General features: G+C 67.1%; 15 protein-coding genes and 2 pseudogenes. 11 read left to right on the top strand and 6 right to left on the bottom strand.

The genetic code is table 11. The features are described from left to right. Positions 1-123 precede the first annotated feature (123 nt). The 3 genes from CHU93_RS01815 to CHU93_RS01825 form a co-directional block, all read right to left on the bottom strand. Positions 124-1,539, bottom strand: a complete 1,416-nt coding sequence (locus CHU93_RS01815) for a M20/M25/M40 family metallo-hydrolase (protein WP_094472498.1) — start codon at positions 1,537-1,539, stop codon at positions 124-126. A 77-nt stretch (positions 1,540-1,616) separates the two neighbouring features. Next, entirely contained in the window at positions 1,617-3,035 is a 1,419-nt protein-coding gene (locus CHU93_RS01820; protein WP_094472499.1) for an NAD(P)H-dependent flavin oxidoreductase, read from the bottom strand. 88 nt (positions 3,036-3,123) lie between these two features. Further along, a complete protein-coding gene (locus CHU93_RS01825) occupies positions 3,124-4,644 on the bottom strand; it encodes a flavin-containing monooxygenase (protein ID WP_243375085.1) in 1,521 nt (506 codons plus the stop codon). A 135-nt stretch (positions 4,645-4,779) separates the two neighbouring features. Here CHU93_RS01825 and trmB point away from each other — a divergent pair, with 135 nt between their 5' ends. The 5 genes from trmB (at position 4,780) to CHU93_RS01850 (ending at position 9,427) form a co-directional block, all read left to right on the top strand. Next, positions 4,780-5,499, top strand: a complete 720-nt coding sequence (gene trmB / locus CHU93_RS01830) for a tRNA (guanosine(46)-N7)-methyltransferase TrmB (protein WP_094472501.1) — start codon at positions 4,780-4,782, stop codon at positions 5,497-5,499. 97 nt (positions 5,500-5,596) lie between these two features. Next, positions 5,597-6,547 (top strand): acetyl-CoA carboxylase carboxyltransferase subunit alpha, encoded by a 951-nt coding sequence (locus CHU93_RS01835; RefSeq protein WP_086115434.1) that lies wholly within the window; start codon positions 5,597-5,599, stop codon positions 6,545-6,547. A 58-nt stretch (positions 6,548-6,605) separates the two neighbouring features. Beyond that, complete coding sequence (locus tag CHU93_RS01840; protein ID WP_094472502.1) at positions 6,606-8,027, top strand: M48 family metalloprotease; 1,422 nt, start codon at positions 6,606-6,608, stop codon at positions 8,025-8,027. Then, positions 8,027-8,422: an 8-oxo-dGTP diphosphatase MutT gene (gene mutT / locus CHU93_RS01845; RefSeq protein WP_086115436.1), complete on the top strand. Its 396-nt coding sequence runs from the start codon at positions 8,027-8,029 to the stop codon at positions 8,420-8,422. The genes CHU93_RS01840 and mutT overlap by 1 nt, the downstream gene beginning before the upstream one ends. A gap of 69 nt (positions 8,423-8,491) precedes the next feature. Then, positions 8,492-9,427, top strand: coding sequence for a ribose-phosphate pyrophosphokinase (locus tag CHU93_RS01850; protein ID WP_086116135.1), 936 nt, complete (start codon positions 8,492-8,494; stop codon positions 9,425-9,427). Here CHU93_RS01850 and CHU93_RS01855 read toward each other — a convergent pair. After that, the gene (locus CHU93_RS01855; RefSeq protein ID WP_086115437.1) at positions 9,424-9,642 is read right to left on the bottom strand and encodes a hypothetical protein; all 219 of its coding nucleotides are present in this window, start codon (positions 9,640-9,642) and stop codon (positions 9,424-9,426) included. The two genes, CHU93_RS01850 and CHU93_RS01855, sit on opposite strands and share 4 nt — an antisense overlap. Positions 9,643-9,676: 34 nt before the next feature. On the opposite strand from CHU93_RS01855, the gene CHU93_RS01860 reads away from it, so the two are divergent. The 6 genes from CHU93_RS01860 (at position 9,677) to CHU93_RS01885 (ending at position 14,273) form a co-directional block, all read left to right on the top strand. Further along, the gene (locus CHU93_RS01860; RefSeq protein WP_094472503.1) at positions 9,677-10,741 is read left to right on the top strand and encodes an alanine racemase; all 1,065 of its coding nucleotides are present in this window, start codon (positions 9,677-9,679) and stop codon (positions 10,739-10,741) included. Then, positions 10,738-11,511, top strand: coding sequence for an MlaE family ABC transporter permease (locus CHU93_RS01865; RefSeq protein ID WP_094472504.1), 774 nt, complete (start codon positions 10,738-10,740; stop codon positions 11,509-11,511). The genes CHU93_RS01860 and CHU93_RS01865 overlap by 4 nt, the downstream gene beginning before the upstream one ends. Continuing rightward, positions 11,508-12,266, top strand: coding sequence for an ABC transporter ATP-binding protein (locus CHU93_RS01870; RefSeq protein ID WP_094472505.1), 759 nt, complete (start codon positions 11,508-11,510; stop codon positions 12,264-12,266). The genes CHU93_RS01865 and CHU93_RS01870 overlap by 4 nt, the downstream gene beginning before the upstream one ends. Continuing rightward, positions 12,263-12,835: a sigma-70 family RNA polymerase sigma factor gene (locus tag CHU93_RS01875; protein ID WP_279353441.1), complete on the top strand. Its 573-nt coding sequence runs from the start codon at positions 12,263-12,265 to the stop codon at positions 12,833-12,835. Before CHU93_RS01870 ends, CHU93_RS01875 begins: the two co-directional genes overlap by 4 nt. Further along, positions 12,832-13,596, top strand: coding sequence for an anti-sigma factor (locus tag CHU93_RS01880; protein WP_094472506.1), 765 nt, complete (start codon positions 12,832-12,834; stop codon positions 13,594-13,596). The genes CHU93_RS01875 and CHU93_RS01880 overlap by 4 nt, the downstream gene beginning before the upstream one ends. 128 nt (positions 13,597-13,724) lie before the next feature. Further along, positions 13,725-14,273: a fasciclin domain-containing protein gene (locus CHU93_RS01885; protein ID WP_086115442.1), complete on the top strand. Its 549-nt coding sequence runs from the start codon at positions 13,725-13,727 to the stop codon at positions 14,271-14,273. 89 nt (positions 14,274-14,362) lie between these two features. Here the strand turns inward: CHU93_RS01885 and CHU93_RS18225 are convergent. Next, positions 14,363-14,461 (bottom strand): annotated as a pseudogene (locus CHU93_RS18225) (PEPxxWA-CTERM sorting domain-containing protein); the annotation flags it as partial. A gap of 465 nt (positions 14,462-14,926) precedes the next feature. Then, positions 14,927-15,604 (bottom strand): annotated as a pseudogene (locus tag CHU93_RS18230) (trypsin-like serine protease); the annotation flags it as partial. Between the last annotated feature and the right edge of the window lie 107 nt (positions 15,605-15,711).

Genomic DNA, 15,711 nt, shown 5'->3' on the forward strand with positions numbered 1-15,711 from the left:
TTAGCGCCGTTGCAAGGCCGAGTTTTTCAACACAATCGGGTCGCAAGCGGACGCATTCTCAGCCAGTCCAATCGAACATAATCGGGTGCAGGGTCTGCGACCCTGCCCGCCGGAGGCATATCCTTACTTGCTCGCGTACACGCTGATGAGATCGAACAGATAATCCCGTTCCTTCATCACGCCGGCAACCGAAATTCGTTCGTTGAGGCCGTGCACGCCATTGCCATCGGGCATGCCGAAACGGCCGGGCATGCCATAGGTGGCGATGCCGGCGGCGTTGAGATAGCGGCCATCGGTGGCCCCCGTGCTCATGGTGGGGATGAGCGGGATGCCGGGGAAATGCTTGGCCGCCAGGGCCACCGCCGGGCCATAGATATGCGGCGCGAGCGGCGGCGGCGGCGGGGCCTGCGGCGGATTTTCCGATGCGCGCGGCGTCACTGTGATGGTTGGATCGCCCAGCCGCTCCATGATCTGGCCGCGCACCTTTTCGACGCTTTCACCGGGGAACATGCGGCAGTTCACATTGGCCTGGGCGCGCTGGGGCAGGGCGTTGCGGGCGTGCCCGGCATCCAGCATGGTTGCCACACAGGTGGTGCGCAGCGTGCTGTGCCAGCCCGGATCGCGGGACACGATGGATTCGGCATGGGCATCGGCCGGATTGGCCAACAGCGCCCGGATGGCGGTGGCGGTTTCCGGATCGGCAATTCGGGCCATTTCGGTGAAATAGGCGCGCGTCGTGTCAGACAGGATCACCGGGAAATCGGTGCGCGACAGGCGCACCAGCCCGGCCGCCAGCTCATAGATCGCGTTGTCGGGGCGCGGCCGGCTGCTGTGGCCGCCGGGGTTGCGGGTTTCCAGGGTGAAATCCTGATAGACCTTCTCGCCGGCCTGGAAGGCCAGGCTGATCGGCTTGCCGGTCGCATCGGCCTTGCCGCCGCCGCCTTCGTTGAGGGCGAACTCCGCCTCGATCCAGTCGCGGTGGTTTTCCACCAGCCATTTGGCGCCGTTGAACGGCCCGCCCTCCTCCCCGCAGGTGAGCGCCAGTTTCAGCGTGCGCCTGAGCGGCTTGCCGGCCTGTTTCAGGCGGATCATCGTATCGGTGAAGATGGCGCCATGCGCCTTGTCGTCACTCACGCCGCGCCCGTAGAACCAGCCGCCCTCCTCGATGAAGCTGAACGGGTCGCGCTCCCAATCGGCGCGTTTGGCTTCCACCACATCAAGGTGCGACAGCAGCAGGATGGCGCCGGCCTTGGCATCCTTGCCGGGCAGCGTTGCCACCAGCCCGCCGTCCAGCGGGCGCTCCGGCGGGCCGGGGAAGAGCTTGATATCGGCATCGGCATAGCCGGCCGCCTTCAACCACGCCGCCATCCGCTCGGCCGCCAGATTGCAGCTGCCGGACGACACGCTGGTGTTGGTTTCCACCAGTTCCTTGTAGAGCGCGCGAAACGCCTGTTGATCCGGCCGCAGCGGCGCCGGTTGTGCAAAGGCCGGGCCAGCCAGCGCGATGGCCGCAGCCGTGGCAAACAGATGGCGCACCATGAACAATCCCCCCCTGCCGGCACCAAAGCCGGCAAGGGGGACGATGGCAAGTGCAATCTTGGCGGTGGCAGCGCGCCTCAGGCGCCGGTGAGGATCCGGTCCACCAGCTGCTTCACCGTGGGCACGAAGCGGTTGGAATAGAAGGGATCGCTGGCAAAGCGATAGGCGGCATGGCCGGCAAAGGCGAGATTCTGATCGGGATCGCCGCCATGGGCGATTTCCTGCAGGGTCTTCTGGATGCAGAAGCTGCGCGGATCGGCCAGCCGGCCGGTGCTGTTGCCCTCATTGTCGGCCCAAGCCGAAAAGCCGCAGTGCGACAGGCAGCCCATGCAATCGGCCTGATCCTTGCGGATGGTGGTGCGTTCGGCCGGCGTGACGAACACCAGCGTGTTGTCCGGCGTTTTCAGCGCTTCGGTGAAGCCTTCGCCATGCCATGCCCGCGCGCGGTTCAGATCATCGCGGGTGACGAAATAGCGCTTGGAACCAACGCCCACATCCAGCGCGAACTGGTGATCGCCGGTGGCGGCGGTGGAAAAGGCAATCTGGCGCTCGCTGCGGGCTTCCAGCGAGCGCAGGAAGGGATTGCGGATCGCCGAGGAATAAAAGCCGGTCGGCGAGAATTTGTGCAGCAGGATATCGCCCTTGTTCAGATCGAACAGCCGCTGTTTCCAGGCATCGGGGATCGGGCTTTCCTGGGTGAGCAGCGGGCGGGTGCCAAACTGGAACACCACCTGGCCCAGTTCCGGATTGTCGAGCCAGTTGGACCATTCGTCCAGCCGCCAGACACCGCCGGCCATCACGATCGGCACCGATTCGGGCACCCCAAGCTCACGCATGGTGGCGCGCAGTTCGGCCACGCGCGGATAAGGGTCTTGCGGCTGGCGCGGGTCTTCGGCGTTGGACAGGCCGTTGTGACCGCCAGCCAGCCACGGGTCTTCATACACCACGGCGCCCAGCCATTCGGCGGCCTTGGAATAGGCGCGCTTCCACAGGGCCCGGAAGGCACGGGCGGACGAGATGATCGGATAATAATGCACGCCATATTGGGCGGCGATGTCGGACAATTTGTAGGGCATGCCGGCGCCGCAGGTGACGCCGTTGACCAGGCCCTTGGTGCGTTCCAGCACGCCGTGCAGCACGCGCTGGGCGCCGCCCATTTCCCACAACACGTTGATGTTGATGGCACCAATGCCGCGCTTCAGCTCGCTGGCCGCGATGTCATAGGCGCGCTGCACCTGCTGCACCCCGCCTTCGATGGCATAGGCGATCAGCTCTTCATGGCGGTCGCGGCGGGTGGCGGCGCGATAGATTTGCGGGATGATGCGGCCATCGCTGTCGTAACTGTCGGCATTGACGGCTGAAACCGTGCCGACCCCGCCAGCCAGTGCCCAGGCACCGGCGGAGGCATGGTTGGTGGCGGAAACGCCCTTGCCCCCTTCCACCAGCGGCCACACCTCGCGGCCACCCATCACCAGCGATTTCACACCCGAAAGCATTATAGTCCGTTCTGTCACGGCCGGCGGTTGCACCGACCATGTCATTATTGCGGCAAGATGGTGGCAAAGCGCAAGCCATGCCTTTGTCTCAGGCTGGCAGCGGCACCGTCGCCCGGCTGTAGTGGAAGGCCGGGCCGTCGAGATCGACCTGCGGGATCACGTCCTTTTCCGTCCAGTAATCCTGGGTTTGGCGCCATTCATCGCCCGGCGCGGTGCGCGGCAGCAGATGCTGATCGCGGGTGAGATAATTGGGGTTGAAATCATCGGGATCGGCCCAAGGGCCCAGTTGCAGGCCGTCGGGGCTGCCGGCAAGATCGGGTGGCAGCGCCACCTCGACCCTGTCGGCGCCTTTGGCGTCCATATGGGCGAGCAGCCGGCAGGTGAATTCGGCAATCAGGTCGGACCGCAAGGTCCAGCTCGCCCGAAAATAGCCGAACACCCAGACCAGATTGGGCACGCCGGTGAACATCATGCCGCGCCAGGTGACGGTTTCGGCCAGATCCAGCGGCCGGCTGTCGATCGAGAAGCCAATGTCGCCAAACACGCACAGGTTGAACCCGGTGGCCAGCACGATCATGTCGGCCGGCACGTGGCTGCCGTCGGCCATCTCCACGCCATCGAGGGTGAAGCGGGCGATGGTGCCGGTGACGACATCGGCCTTGCCGGCGCGGATGCCGGCAAACAGATCGCCATCCGGCACGAACGCCAGCCGCTGCCGCCACGGGCGATAGCTTGGCGTGAAGTGCCGCATGTCATAGCCGTCGGGCAGCAGCGCCTGCACGCCGGCCAGCAGTTCGGCGGCCACCGCATCGGGCGCGGCGCGGCACTGGCGCACGATCTGATCCTGATCATGGATGATCTTCTTGCGCACGATGTCGTGGATGGTGGCTTCGTCCACTCCGATCGGGCGCAGCAGTTCGGCCAGCTCATTCTCGTTGCGGCCAGGCATGAACCAGGTTGGGCTGCGCTGGATCATGGTGATGTGGGCGGCGGTTTGCGCCATGGCCGGCACCACGGTGGCCGCCGTCGCGCCCGATCCGATCAGCACGACGCGCTTGCCGGCATAATCGGTCGCTTCGTCCCACTCCTCGGTGTGGAGGATCGGCCCCTTGAAATCGGCCATGCCGGGCCAATCCGGCCAATGACCCTGGTGATGCCGATAATAGCCTTGCGCCATCCACAGGAACTTGGCGCGGAACATGGCGCGGCTGCCATCCGGCAGGCGGGCGGTCAGCGTCCAGCGCGCCGATCCACTGTCCCACGCGGCGGTTTCGATGCTGTGATTGTAGCGGATGTGGCGATCAAGGCCGTTCTCCTCGATCATCTCGCCCAGATAGGCCTGGATTTCGGCGGCGGTGGCAATCGGCGGCCCCACCCACGGCTTGAAGCGGAAACCGAAGGTGTAAAGATCGGAATCCGACCCGATGCCGGGGAATTTGTGGGTGAGCCAGGTGCCGCCATAGCTCGCCTCGCGCTCCAGCACGACAAAGCGCTTGCCCGGCAAGCGGTTCTGCAGATGCCATGCCGCCGACAGGCCGGAAATGCCGGCGCCCACCACCAGCACATCCACATCGCAGCAGCAGCCATCATCCTCGGGCCTGCGAGACACCGGCATGTCCATGATCAATCCTCCCAGCAAAGCCGGGCCAGTGTCGGCCGTGCGGGGCCTGGCCCGCCTTGATCTGGATCAAGCTGCACCCCCTGCCCTTTTCCGCAGGCCGGCTTTCGGGCATGGGCGCGCGCCATGACGGATATTGCCCCCGATGTGCGGCCTGATTCGGCCGTTTCCGATCCCACCACGCTGCGCCGCCTTTATGGCCGCCGGCAGGGCCATGCCCTGCGCCAGGGCCAGGCGGCGCTGTTTGCCGAGCTGTTGCCGCAGATCGCCGTGCCCGCCGAAGGCCCGGTCACGGCGCAGGGTCTGTTCGGGGATGACCGGCCGCTGTGGCTGGAAATCGGCTTTGGCAAGGGCGAGCATATGGCCGGCCAGGCCGCGGCCAACCCCGGCGTCGGCCTGATCGGCGCCGAACCCTTTGTGGATGGCGTGGTTGGCGCGCTGATGGCCGTGCGCGATGGCGGCCTCGCCAATGTGCGCATCCACCATGGCGATGCGCTGGATGTGCTGGAACGGTTGCCAGACGCCAGTGTGGAGCGGGTGTTCCTGCTCCACCCCGATCCCTGGCCCAAGGCCCGCCATGCCAAGCGCCGCTTCATGAACCCCGGCCCCATTGACCGCATTGCCCGCGTGCTGAAACCGGGTGGCCAGTTCCGCTTTGGCACCGATCATCCGATTTACTGCCGCTGGGCGCTGATGCAGATGCAGCGCCGCAGCGATTTCCGCTGGATCGGCGAGACGGCGGCGGATTTCCTGACCCGGCCGGCCGATTGGCCGCAGACGCGTTACGAGGCCAAGGCGCGGCGGCTGGGCCACGAGGTGTGGTATTTCCGCTGGCAGCGCCAGTGAGCGGTGATGAGACAGGCCCCGTGACTGGCGCTGTGACACACTGTGTGACACTGGGACCATTGACCGCGCTGCGGCACTTCGCCTAGGCCTTCGCTCCGTGAGCCAATATCTCGACTTTGAAAAGCCGATCGCCCAGATCGCCCAGCGCGCCGCCGATTATCGTGCGGCTGGCGATGAAGCAGGCGCCCGCCATGCCGAAGGCGCCGCGCGCCGGCTGCTGGCCGAAACCTATGCCCGGTTGACGCCCTGGCAGAAGACGATGGTGGCCCGCCATCCGCAGCGCCCGCACTTCACCGACACGGTGAAGGCGCTGGTCGCCGATTTCATGCCGCTGGCCGGCGACCGCGCCTATGGCGAGGATGAAGCCATCATCGGCGGCATCGGCACGCTGCGCGGCCAGAATATCCCGGTGGTGGTGATCGGCCATGAAAAGGGCAGCGACACCGCATCCCGCGTGAAGCATAATTTTGGCATGGGCCGGCCCGAAGGCTATCGCAAGGCCGCCCGGCTGGTCGAACTGGCCGGCCGTTTCAATGTGCCGGTGATCACCCTGGCCGACAGCGCCGGCGCCTATCCCGGCGTTGACGGCGAAGCCCGCGGCCAGGCCGAAGCCATTGCGCGCGCCACGGCCGCCTTTCTGGCTGCCCCGGTGCCGATCATCGCCGCCATCACCGGCGAAGGCATGTCGGGCGGGGCCATCGGTATCGCCGCAGCCGATCGGGTGATCATGTTCGAACATGCCGTTTATGCGGTGATTTCGCCGGAAGGCTGCGCCTCCATCCTGTGGCGCACCGCCGAAAAGGGCCAGAACCGCGCCGCCGATGCGGCCGAGGCGATGAAGGTGACGGCGGCGGACTGCAAGGCGCTGGGCGTCATCGACACCATCGTGCCGGAACCGCTGGGCGGTGCCCACCGCGATCCGCAGGCCGCCATTGCCTCGCTGGCCATGGCCATCGCCGCCGAACTGCAGCCGCTGCTGGCAAAAAGCCCGCAGCAGCTGATCCGCGACCGCCGCGCCAAATATCTGGCGATGGGCCGCACGCTCTGATCGGCGGGCCGCGCTGCCGCCTCTGGCCGGCATGCACGCGCACGGTTAGGATGGCGGCATGATCAACGCCCGCTTGCCGTTCATTGCCCTGATGCTGGTGGCCGCGCCCGCGCTGGCGCAGGCGCCGCCCGGCCTGTCACCAGCCGAACGCCAGGAGGGCGCGCAGGCCCATCCGCAGATCGTCCAGCAATTTGGCGGCGCCATGAGCGGGCCGGTGGCCGATTATGTGCGCGGTGTCGGCCAGAAGATCGCGGTGCAATCGGGCGGCGGCGCGCGTCCGCAGGATTATACGGTCACGTTGCTGAACTCCAATGTGAACAATGCCTTCGCCATCCCCGGCGGTTATGTCTACATCACCCGCCAGCTGCTGGCCCTGATGAATGACGAGGCGGAGCTGGCCTTCGTCATGGGCCATGAGGTGGCACATGTGGCGGCCCGCCATGGCCAGAAGCGGCAGACGCGGGCCGCCCTGTCCAACATTCTGGCCGGGCTGGCCGGGGCGGTGACCGGATCGCAGATCGTCGGCCAGGGCGCCGGGGTGGTGGCGCAATTGACCACGCTGGGCTTCAGCCGCGAGCAGGAGCGTCAGGCCGACAGCCTGGGCGTGCGTTATCTGACCAGCGCGGCCTATGATCCGCTGGCCAGTGGCGACATATTGGCTGCGCTGGGCGCGCAGACCAATCTGGAGGCTCGGTTGAAGGGCCAGAGCGGGGCCGAGCCGTCGAAATGGCTCTCCACCCACCCGGCCACCGGCGAACGCGTCGCCCGCATCCGCGCCGAAGCCCAGACCTTTGTGGCCAAAGCCGGCGCCCGTGCCCACAACCGCGACGCCTTTCTGAACGCCATCGATGGCCTGCCCTATGATGATGATGCCGCGCAGGGCGTCGTGCAGGGCCGCAGCTTCCGCCATTCCACCCTGCAACTGGCGCTGGACGCGCCGCAGGGCTTCACGCTCAACAACGGCGCCGAAGCGGTGACCGGAACCGGCCCCAACGGCACCAGCTTTGATCTGCGCATGGCCGATGGCCGGGCCGATCTGAATGCCATTGCCGCCGCGCGCTGGCAGCAACTGGGCCTGCAGCCGCGCGCCATGCAGGCCACCCGCATCAACGGGCTGGAGGCGCTGGTGGGCAGCGTGCAGGCACAGACGCGCGGTGGCCCGGTGGAGGCGACATTGACGGTGTATCGCTGGACGCCGCAACTGGCCTTCACCCTGATCAGCATGGCGCCGCAGGGCCAGGCCGCGATGGTGGCCCCAGTGGCGGCCAGCGTGCGCCGCCTGTCTCCGCAGGAGGCCGGCAGCATCCGCACCCGCCGCATCCAGGTGGCCCGCGTCGCCGCTGGCGACACGCTGGCCAGCCTGGCTGCGCGCATGGCCTATGACGACAGCAAGATGGAACGCTTCCTGACCTTGAACCAGCTGCCGCCGAACGCGGCGCTGAAGGCCGGGGACCGGGTGAAGCTGGTGGTCTGGCGCTGATGCGGATCATCCATGTGGTGGCGGCCGCGCTGGTGGATGCGGATGGCCGCGTGCTGCTGGCGCAGCGGCCCGAAGGCAAATCGCTGGCCGGCCTGTGGGAATTTCCCGGCGGCAAGCTGGAGCCGGGCGAGTCGCCCGAAGCCGCCCTGGCGCGCGAGCTGGAGGAGGAGCTGGGCATCACCGCGCCCGCTCTGGCGCCCTTCACCTTCGTGTCCTTCGCCTATCCCGAATTTCATCTGGTGATGCTGCTTTACTGGTGCCGGGCCTGGACGGGGGTGCCGCATGGCCGCGATGGCCAGGCGCTGCGCTGGGAGCTGCCGGCGGCGATGCCGGCCCTGCCGATGCCGCCGGCTGATGTGCCCCTGGTGGAGGCCCTGATTGCCGCAGGCCGGTGAAGGTTGCACCCGTGTGACAGGCCGGCTATGGCCGCGCCAATTGGCGGGGCAACAACAAGGGCGACGATGATGAAAATCCTGGCGGGCAACGGCAATCCGGATCTGGCCCAGGCGATCGCCGCCTATCTCGAAATCCCGCTGACCAAGGCCGCCGTCCGCCGCTTTGCCGACGAGGAGATTTTCGTCGAGATTGATGAAAATGTCCGCGGTGAGGATGTGTTCGTGGTGCAGCCCACCGCCGCGCCGGCCAACGACAATCTGATGGAGCTGCTGATCTGCATCGATGCGCTGAAGCGCGCCTCGGCCCGGCGCATCACGGCGGTGGTGCCCTATTTCGGCTATGCCCGGCAGGATCGCAAGCCGGGGCCGCGCACGCCGATTTCGGCCAAGCTGGTGGCCAATCTGATCACCACGGCCGGCGCCAACCGCGTGCTCAGCCTGGATCTCCACGCCGGCCAGATCCAGGGCTTTTTCGATATTCCGACCGACAATCTGTTCGCCGCCCCGGTGATGGCGGCCGACATCACCGCGCGCATGGGCGTGGAGGAACTGATGGTCGTCTCCCCCGACGTTGGCGGCGTGGTGCGTGCCCGCGCGCTGGCCAAGCGGCTGGGCAACGCCCCGCTGGCCATTGTCGACAAGCGCCGCGAACGGCCGGGCGAATCCGAAGTGATGAACATCATCGGCGATGTGCGCGGCCGCCGCTGCATCCTGGTGGATGACATCGTCGATTCAGCCGGCACGCTGTGCAACGCGGCGGCTGCCCTGCTCGAAGCCGGCGCGGCCAGCGCCACCGCCTATGTCAGCCACGGGGTGCTGTCGGGCGGGGCCGTCGCCCGCGTCGATGGATCGGCGCTATCGGAACTGGTGGTCACCGATTCGATTGCCGCCACCGCCGCCGTGAAGGCGGCCCAGAAGATCCGCCGCATCACCATCGCGCCGCTGCTGGCCGAAGCCATGCGCCGCACCGCCGAGGAAAGCTCGGTCAGCTCGCTGTTCGATTAATCGCCCGTGCTGCGGTTGATCACCGTGCCATCGGGTTTGTAGACCTTTTCCGGCGTCACATATTCGCCCTTGGCCGTGCAGATGCCGCCCGGATCCTGCTTGCGCTTGGCGGCGCAGAATTCGGTGTCGGGCTTGGGCTGGGCCTGTGCCAGCACGGGCGCGGCGGCAAGGGCCAGAACAGCGGCAAGAACAGGGGCGATCAGGGTCTTGGTCATGAACCCCTGTTACACCTGAATGGCTTGCGCCGCCATGAACAAGGCCGCTAATCCCTGTGGCGTGGATGTGATCCCGCCTTTCGAAGCCCGGCTGCTGCTGGATGGCGATGCGCTGGTGGCGAACTGGCGCGATTTTGCCGCCTGTGGGCGGGCCGAAGCCGGCGCCGCCATCAAGGCCGATGGCTATGGCCTGGGCGCCCGCGCCGTGCTGGAACGGCTGGCCGCAGCCGGCTGCCGGCGATTCTATGTTGCCCACTGGCACGAAGTGCCGCCGCTGCTGCCGCTGCCGGCCGGTGTCACCCTTTCCGTCCTGCACGGCATCAGCGCGGAGGCGATGCCAGCCGCGCGCAACCTGCCGGCCGAGCCGGTGCTCGCCACTGCGGCCCAGGTGGCGTTGTGGCGGCAGACCGGGCGGCCGGTTGAACTGATGGTCGATACCGGCATGAACCGGCTGGGCCTGGCGCCGGATGCGGTGGCCGGCATCGCCGCCGGTCTGCCCATCGCCGTGCTGCACAGCCATCTTGCCTGCACCGAAAACCCCGCCCACCCGCTCAACGAAGCCCAGCGCGCCTGTTTCGCCGATGTCGCAGCCCGCGTGCCGGCCGGGCTTTATGCGCTGGCCAATTCGGCTGGCGCCGCCTTGGGCCCGGCCTGGCATTTCGATCTGATCCGGCCTGGCGTTGGCCTTTATGGCGGCGGCCTGCTGCCCGATGGCCGGCCATCGCGGACGGTTGCGCGCATGGCGGCCCGCATCATCCAGCTGCGCGATGTGCCGGCCGGCGCTGCCGTTGGCTATGGCGCGGCCTTCGTCGCCACCCGGCCCAGCCGCATCGCGACTGCCGCGATCGGCTATGCCGATGGCTATGCCCGCGGGCTTTCGAATGCGGGTTGGGCGCTGGCCGACGGCGTGCGCTGCCCGGCGGCCGGGCGCATCTCCATGGATCTGGCGGCGTTCGATGTCACCGATGCCCCGCCACTCGCGGAAGGCGACTGGCTGGAAATTCCCTTTGATCCCGAAGCCATGGCTGCATTGTCCGGCCGCACCAGCTATGAACTGCTGGTGGCGCTGGGCCACCGCTTTGAACGGGTGTGGCGATGAACCCATTGGTGGCGATAGGCGCCTCGGTGCTGGCTGGCTTTGCCGCCATTGGCCGGGTGGCGCGTTTTGCCGGCACGGCGCTGCTGCGCCTGCTGCAGCCGCCCTGGTATCCGGCGCAATGGTTCAACCAGATGCTGGTGATCGGCTGGCTGTCGCTGCCGGTGGTTGGCCTCACCGCCATTTTCACCGGATCGGCGCTGGCGCAACAGATCTTCATCGGCGGCAGCCGCTTCAACGCCGCCTCCACCGTACCGGCCGTCACCGTGATCGGCGTGGTGCGCGAGCTTGGCCCGGTGCTGGGCGGCCTGATGGTCGCCGGCCGGGTGGCCAGCGCCATGGCGGCCGAACTGGGCACCATGCGGGTGACCGAGCAGATCGATGCACTGGTCACCCTGCGCACCGATCCCTTCCGCTGGCTAGTGGCCCCGCGCATCCTGGCCGCCGTGCTGGTGATGCCGGTGCTGGTGCTGGTCTCCAACGCGCTGGGCGTGATGGGCGGCTGGCTGCTCGCCACCCAGCGGCTGGGCTTCAATTCGGCGCAATATCTTGCCACCACCGCCCGCTATCTCGAGGCGGACGATGTGATCTCCTCGCTGGTCAAGTCGGCGGTGTTCGGCTTCTTCATCGCGCTGATGGGCTGTTATCACGGCTATCGCAGCGGCGGCGGCGCGGCCGGCGTTGGCAAGGCGACCACCAATGCTGTCGTCTCCAGCTTCATCCTGATCCTGCTGGCCAATCTGGTCATCACCGTGATCGTGTTCGGATCATGACGATCCCGCGCATCCAATTGGCCGGCCTGGCCAAGCGCTTTGGCAGCCGCCAGGTGCTGGCCGGCGTGGATCTGGCGGTGATGCCGGGCGAAAGCCTGGTGATCATCGGCGGATCGGGCACCGGCAAATCCGTCACGCTGAAGATCATCCTGGGCCTGATCGCGCCCGATTCGGGTTCGATCAAGGTGGATGGCCACGAGGTGGTGGGCCTGAAGGGCGCGGCGCTGGATGCCCATCGCGCCCGCTTCGGCATGTTGTTCCAGGGCGGCGCGCTGTTCGATTCCCTCCCCGTCTGGCGCAATGTCAGCTTCGCGCTGGAGGGCAGCGCCGCCAGCCGCCGCGCCGCCGCCATCGACAATCTGGCCCGGGTGGGCCTGGGGCCCGAGGTCGCCGATCTGAAGCCCTCCGAACTGTCGGGCGGCATGCAGAAGCGGGTGGCCCTGGCCCGCGCCATCGCGCCGCGGCCGCCGATCATCTTCTTCGATGAACCCACCGCCGGGCTCGATCCGATCACAGCGGCGGTGATCAACGATCTGATCCGCGAACTTGCCACCCAATTGAAAATCACCGCGCTGACCATCACGCATGATATGCACAGCGTGCGGACTGTGGCAGACAGGGTGGCGATGCTGCACGGGGGCGTGATCATCTGGCAAGGGCCGCTGGCCAGCCTAGACGGCTGTGACAACCCCTATGTGCGCCAGTTCATCACCGGCAGCGCACATGGACCCATCCAGATGCCGGGGGCGCGGTGAGCAGCCAGCAGCCCTCTGCCGGCGCTGCCGAGCTGTCCCGGCTGCTGCTGCGCGCGGCCGATGGCGACGCCGCTGCCTTTCAAATTTTTTACGATCGGACCAGTGCAAAACTATTCGGCGTGATCCTGCGTATCTTGCCCGAGCGGCAGGAAGCCGAAGATGTGTTGCAGGAGGTGTTTGTGACGGTTTGGCGCAAGGCGGCCACCTTCGATCCGGCCCGCGCCAGCCCGATCACCTGGGCGGCAACCATCGCGCGCAACCGCGCCATCGACCGGCTGCGCGCCCGCCCGGCCCGGCCGATGGCCCCGGTGGAAGATGCCCTTGGCCTGGCCGATGATGGCCCTGCCCCCGATGCCGGGCTGGTGGCCAGCCAGGAGGCGCGCCGGCTGGCCCAGGCGCTGGCCCAGCTGGAGCCGCGCCATGCTGCCGCCATCCGCGCCTGCTATTTCGAAGGCGTCACCTATGATGAACTCGCAGCGCGGGAACAGGTGCCGGTGGGCACGTTGAAAAGCTGGGTGCGGCGTGGCCTGATGCGCATGCGCGGCCATCTGGAAGGCGGGGAGGCATGAGCGCAGCGTCAACCCCCGACAGCGGCCTCACTGGCCTGACCGAGGATGAAGCCCTCGCCATGGACTATGCGCTGGGCGCGCTGGGCCGGGCCGAGCGCAAGGCGGCCGAACTGCGCCTGGTGGGCGATCCCGAGTTCCGCGCCCGGGTGGAGCGCTGGCAGCAACAGCTGGCCCCGCTGGACGAGGGCACCGCACCGGTCGCGCCGCCCGCCAGCCTGTGGGCAGCGATTGCCGCCGAAACCATTTCCGTCGCCCCGCGTGCCGCCGCAGCACCGGCGCCTGCGCCTGCGCGCGGTTGGTGGCACAATCTGGCGCTGTGGCGTGGGCTGGGCATAGGGGCGCCGGTGGCGGCTGCCATCGCCGGTGCCATGATCAGCGCGCCGCCGGGTGCGCCGGATCTTGCGCCTGCCGTGGCGGAGGGCCCGACCCTGCGCGCCACCCTGGCCGGCAGCGATGGCAAGCCGCTGCTCGCCGCCGCCTATGATCCGGCCAGCGGCCAGGTGCGCTTTGCGCCGGTCGCGCAGAGTGATGCCGGTGCCGGCAAGGTGCCGGAATTGTGGGTGATCGAAGGCAGCAACCCGCCGCGTTCGCTGGGCGTGATCGATATTTCCGCTGGCAGCGCCCACAGCATTCCCAAGGGCCGGCTGGCCGGCCTGAAGGAAGGCAGCATTCTCGCCATTTCGATCGAACCCATTGGCGGTTCGCCCACCGGCGCACCCACCGGGCCGGTGATTGCCACCGGCGCACTCGCCGCCGGCTGAGCCGGCCGCCGCCGGTTCCGCACCTTTCGTCGCAGCGGCAAGTGGCGTTCATCCCCGCGCCAGCGTTGCGACGTATCTGGGGCCGGCCTGCCTATTCCGGCGGGCCTGGATTGAAATGGAGTTTTGTGATGCGTTCGACGTCAGCCCTGCGCGCCGCGCTGTTCGCCATTGCGGCAGCCGGCCTCGCCCCCGTGGTGGCCCAGCCGATCGTGGGCGGTGCCCCCATGCTGCCCAGCCGTGACATCATCGACAATGCCGTGAACAGCGCCGATCATACCACGCTGGTCGCCGCCGTGAAGGCCGCCGGCCTGGTGGACACGCTGAAGGGCAAGGGCCCGTTCACCGTGTTTGCGCCCACCAACGCCGCCTTTGCCAAGCTGCCGGCCGGCACGGTGGACAATCTGCTGAAGCCGGAAAACAAGGCCACGCTCACCGCCGTGCTCACCTATCATGTCGTGCCCGGCCGCCTGTCGGCCGCCGATATCATGGCAGCGATCAAGGCCGGCGGCGGCAAGGCCGAACTGACCACCGTGCAGGGCGGTAAGCTCTCGGCCAGCATGATGGGCAGCATGATCATGCTGCGTGATGCCAAAGGCGGCATGAGCCATGTGCGCCAGGGCGATGTGTTCCAGTCCAACGGTGTCATCCACGTGGTGGATGCGGTGGTGCTGCCCTGATCCAACCGATTTTCACATTTGCGTGGCGTGAAAAAAGGGCCGGTGGGGGATCACCCCACCGGCCCTGATTTCTGGCCCGAAGGCGCCGATCAGGCCATGGCGGCCCGGCGGCGGCGCAGGGTGGCGCCGATCAGGCCGAAGCCGGCGATCAGCATGGCCCAGCTCGACGGTTCCGGCACGGCAATGCCGGTGCTCGCCTGGATGAAACCGCGGTGGATGTTGACCGGAACAACGCCGGCAAATTCACCAAAGCTGCTGTTCCGGGCGCCATCACTGTCTCCAAATGTGCCGCCAAACGAGAGACCATAAGAAGTGATGCCGGCCAGACGACCATTGATGAAGTTGGGACCACCCGAATCGCCAACGGCCGTGCTGGCTTCACGCGGGCCGATCGCGCCATCACAGTAGCGGGCGAGGTTGGTGGTGAACGCGCTGGCAATCAGGCAGCTGGCATTGTTGGCGCCGGCGAGTCCATCAAAGTCAGACACCCAGCTGTGTTCATAGTCGGCAAATCCAAAGAACGCCTCACCATTGCTGTCGCGTTGGGTGAAGAAATCCTGGAACACACCAGCGCCAAAGCGGAAGTCCCATTCATTTTCACCCGAGCGCAGGCGGCCAGTGCCGAACTGAGCCCCACCACGACCATCGGGACCACGCGCGCCATAGCCCGCGACTTCAAATTGTTCACCGCGCAGGTTGAACTCGGTGGAGATGCGATAAGATTGCACCCACAACGGCGCCGCTTGCGTGAGGCGAATGATGGCGATATCGTTCTGGTCGATCACTTCACCGGTATAATCTGGGTGCACAAAATATTGCGCAGCCGACATCACGGCAATGTCCGAGGTGGAGGTGGCCACACCCTGAACCACCTGATCAGGGTTCGCGCTGCGGTTGAAGCGCACCGTGGTGCTCACCGGGTTGGGCGTACCGGCGCCGTTGCTGACGCAGTGGGCGGCGGTGAGCACGTGGATGCGATCTTGCATCAGCGCGCCCGAGCAGACGAAGCTGCCAGCAGCGCCAAAGTTCATCGTCATCTGCGCCACGCCGCTGTGGGCTGGCTGGCGGCCATGATAGATCGGATCACCATTGGCTGCCGCCGTCCCGGTGGAAGTGGTGCCAACAATCTTCTTGGTGGCCGTGGCGGTGATTCCCCTTGCAGTCACCGTGATGCTGGTCGGCGCGCGCAGGGCCGACATATCAACATCGTCAGCCACCACCGAAGCGGCGACCCGCGGGTTGGCAAACTCGGCGGTCAGCGCCGGCGCTGCGAGCGCAGCTTGGGCGGTGGATGCAAAAAGACCTGCTGCGACAAGCAGTTTGTAATTCATGGTAACCCCCAGACACGATGAGCGAAATTCCCAAGGTCGCCGCCTCGCCCCAGCGCCCGTGGTTAACCCACCTTATTCATGAGCCTTCCTGTCAGGGCGTTGCCGAT

Source organism: Sandarakinorhabdus cyanobacteriorum, from assembly GCF_002251755.1.
In the GTDB taxonomy this organism is placed as follows: Bacteria; Pseudomonadota; Alphaproteobacteria; order Sphingomonadales; family Sphingomonadaceae; genus Sandarakinorhabdus; species Sandarakinorhabdus cyanobacteriorum.

Bases quoted from the DNA above. Each gene is read 5' to 3' on its own strand.
- CHU93_RS01815 (WP_094472498.1), bottom strand. From the start codon at position 1,539: ATGGTGCGCCATCTGTTTGCCACGGCTGCGGCCATCGCGCTGGCTGGC.
- CHU93_RS01820 (WP_094472499.1), bottom strand. From the start codon at position 3,035: ATGCTTTCGGGTGTGAAATCGCTGGTGATGGGTGGCCGCGAGGTGTGG.
- trmB (WP_094472501.1), top strand. From the start codon at position 4,780: ATGACGGATATTGCCCCCGATGTGCGGCCTGATTCGGCCGTTTCCGAT.
- CHU93_RS01840 (WP_094472502.1), top strand. From the start codon at position 6,606: ATGATCAACGCCCGCTTGCCGTTCATTGCCCTGATGCTGGTGGCCGCG.
- mutT (WP_086115436.1), top strand. From the start codon at position 8,027: ATGCGGATCATCCATGTGGTGGCGGCCGCGCTGGTGGATGCGGATGGC.
- CHU93_RS01850 (WP_086116135.1), top strand. From the start codon at position 8,492: ATGAAAATCCTGGCGGGCAACGGCAATCCGGATCTGGCCCAGGCGATC.
- CHU93_RS01855 (WP_086115437.1), bottom strand. From the start codon at position 9,642: ATGACCAAGACCCTGATCGCCCCTGTTCTTGCCGCTGTTCTGGCCCTT.
- CHU93_RS01860 (WP_094472503.1), top strand. From the start codon at position 9,677: ATGAACAAGGCCGCTAATCCCTGTGGCGTGGATGTGATCCCGCCTTTC.
- CHU93_RS01865 (WP_094472504.1), top strand. From the start codon at position 10,738: ATGAACCCATTGGTGGCGATAGGCGCCTCGGTGCTGGCTGGCTTTGCC.
- CHU93_RS01870 (WP_094472505.1), top strand. From the start codon at position 11,508: ATGACGATCCCGCGCATCCAATTGGCCGGCCTGGCCAAGCGCTTTGGC.
- CHU93_RS01880 (WP_094472506.1), top strand. From the start codon at position 12,832: ATGAGCGCAGCGTCAACCCCCGACAGCGGCCTCACTGGCCTGACCGAG.
- CHU93_RS01885 (WP_086115442.1), top strand. From the start codon at position 13,725: ATGCGTTCGACGTCAGCCCTGCGCGCCGCGCTGTTCGCCATTGCGGCA.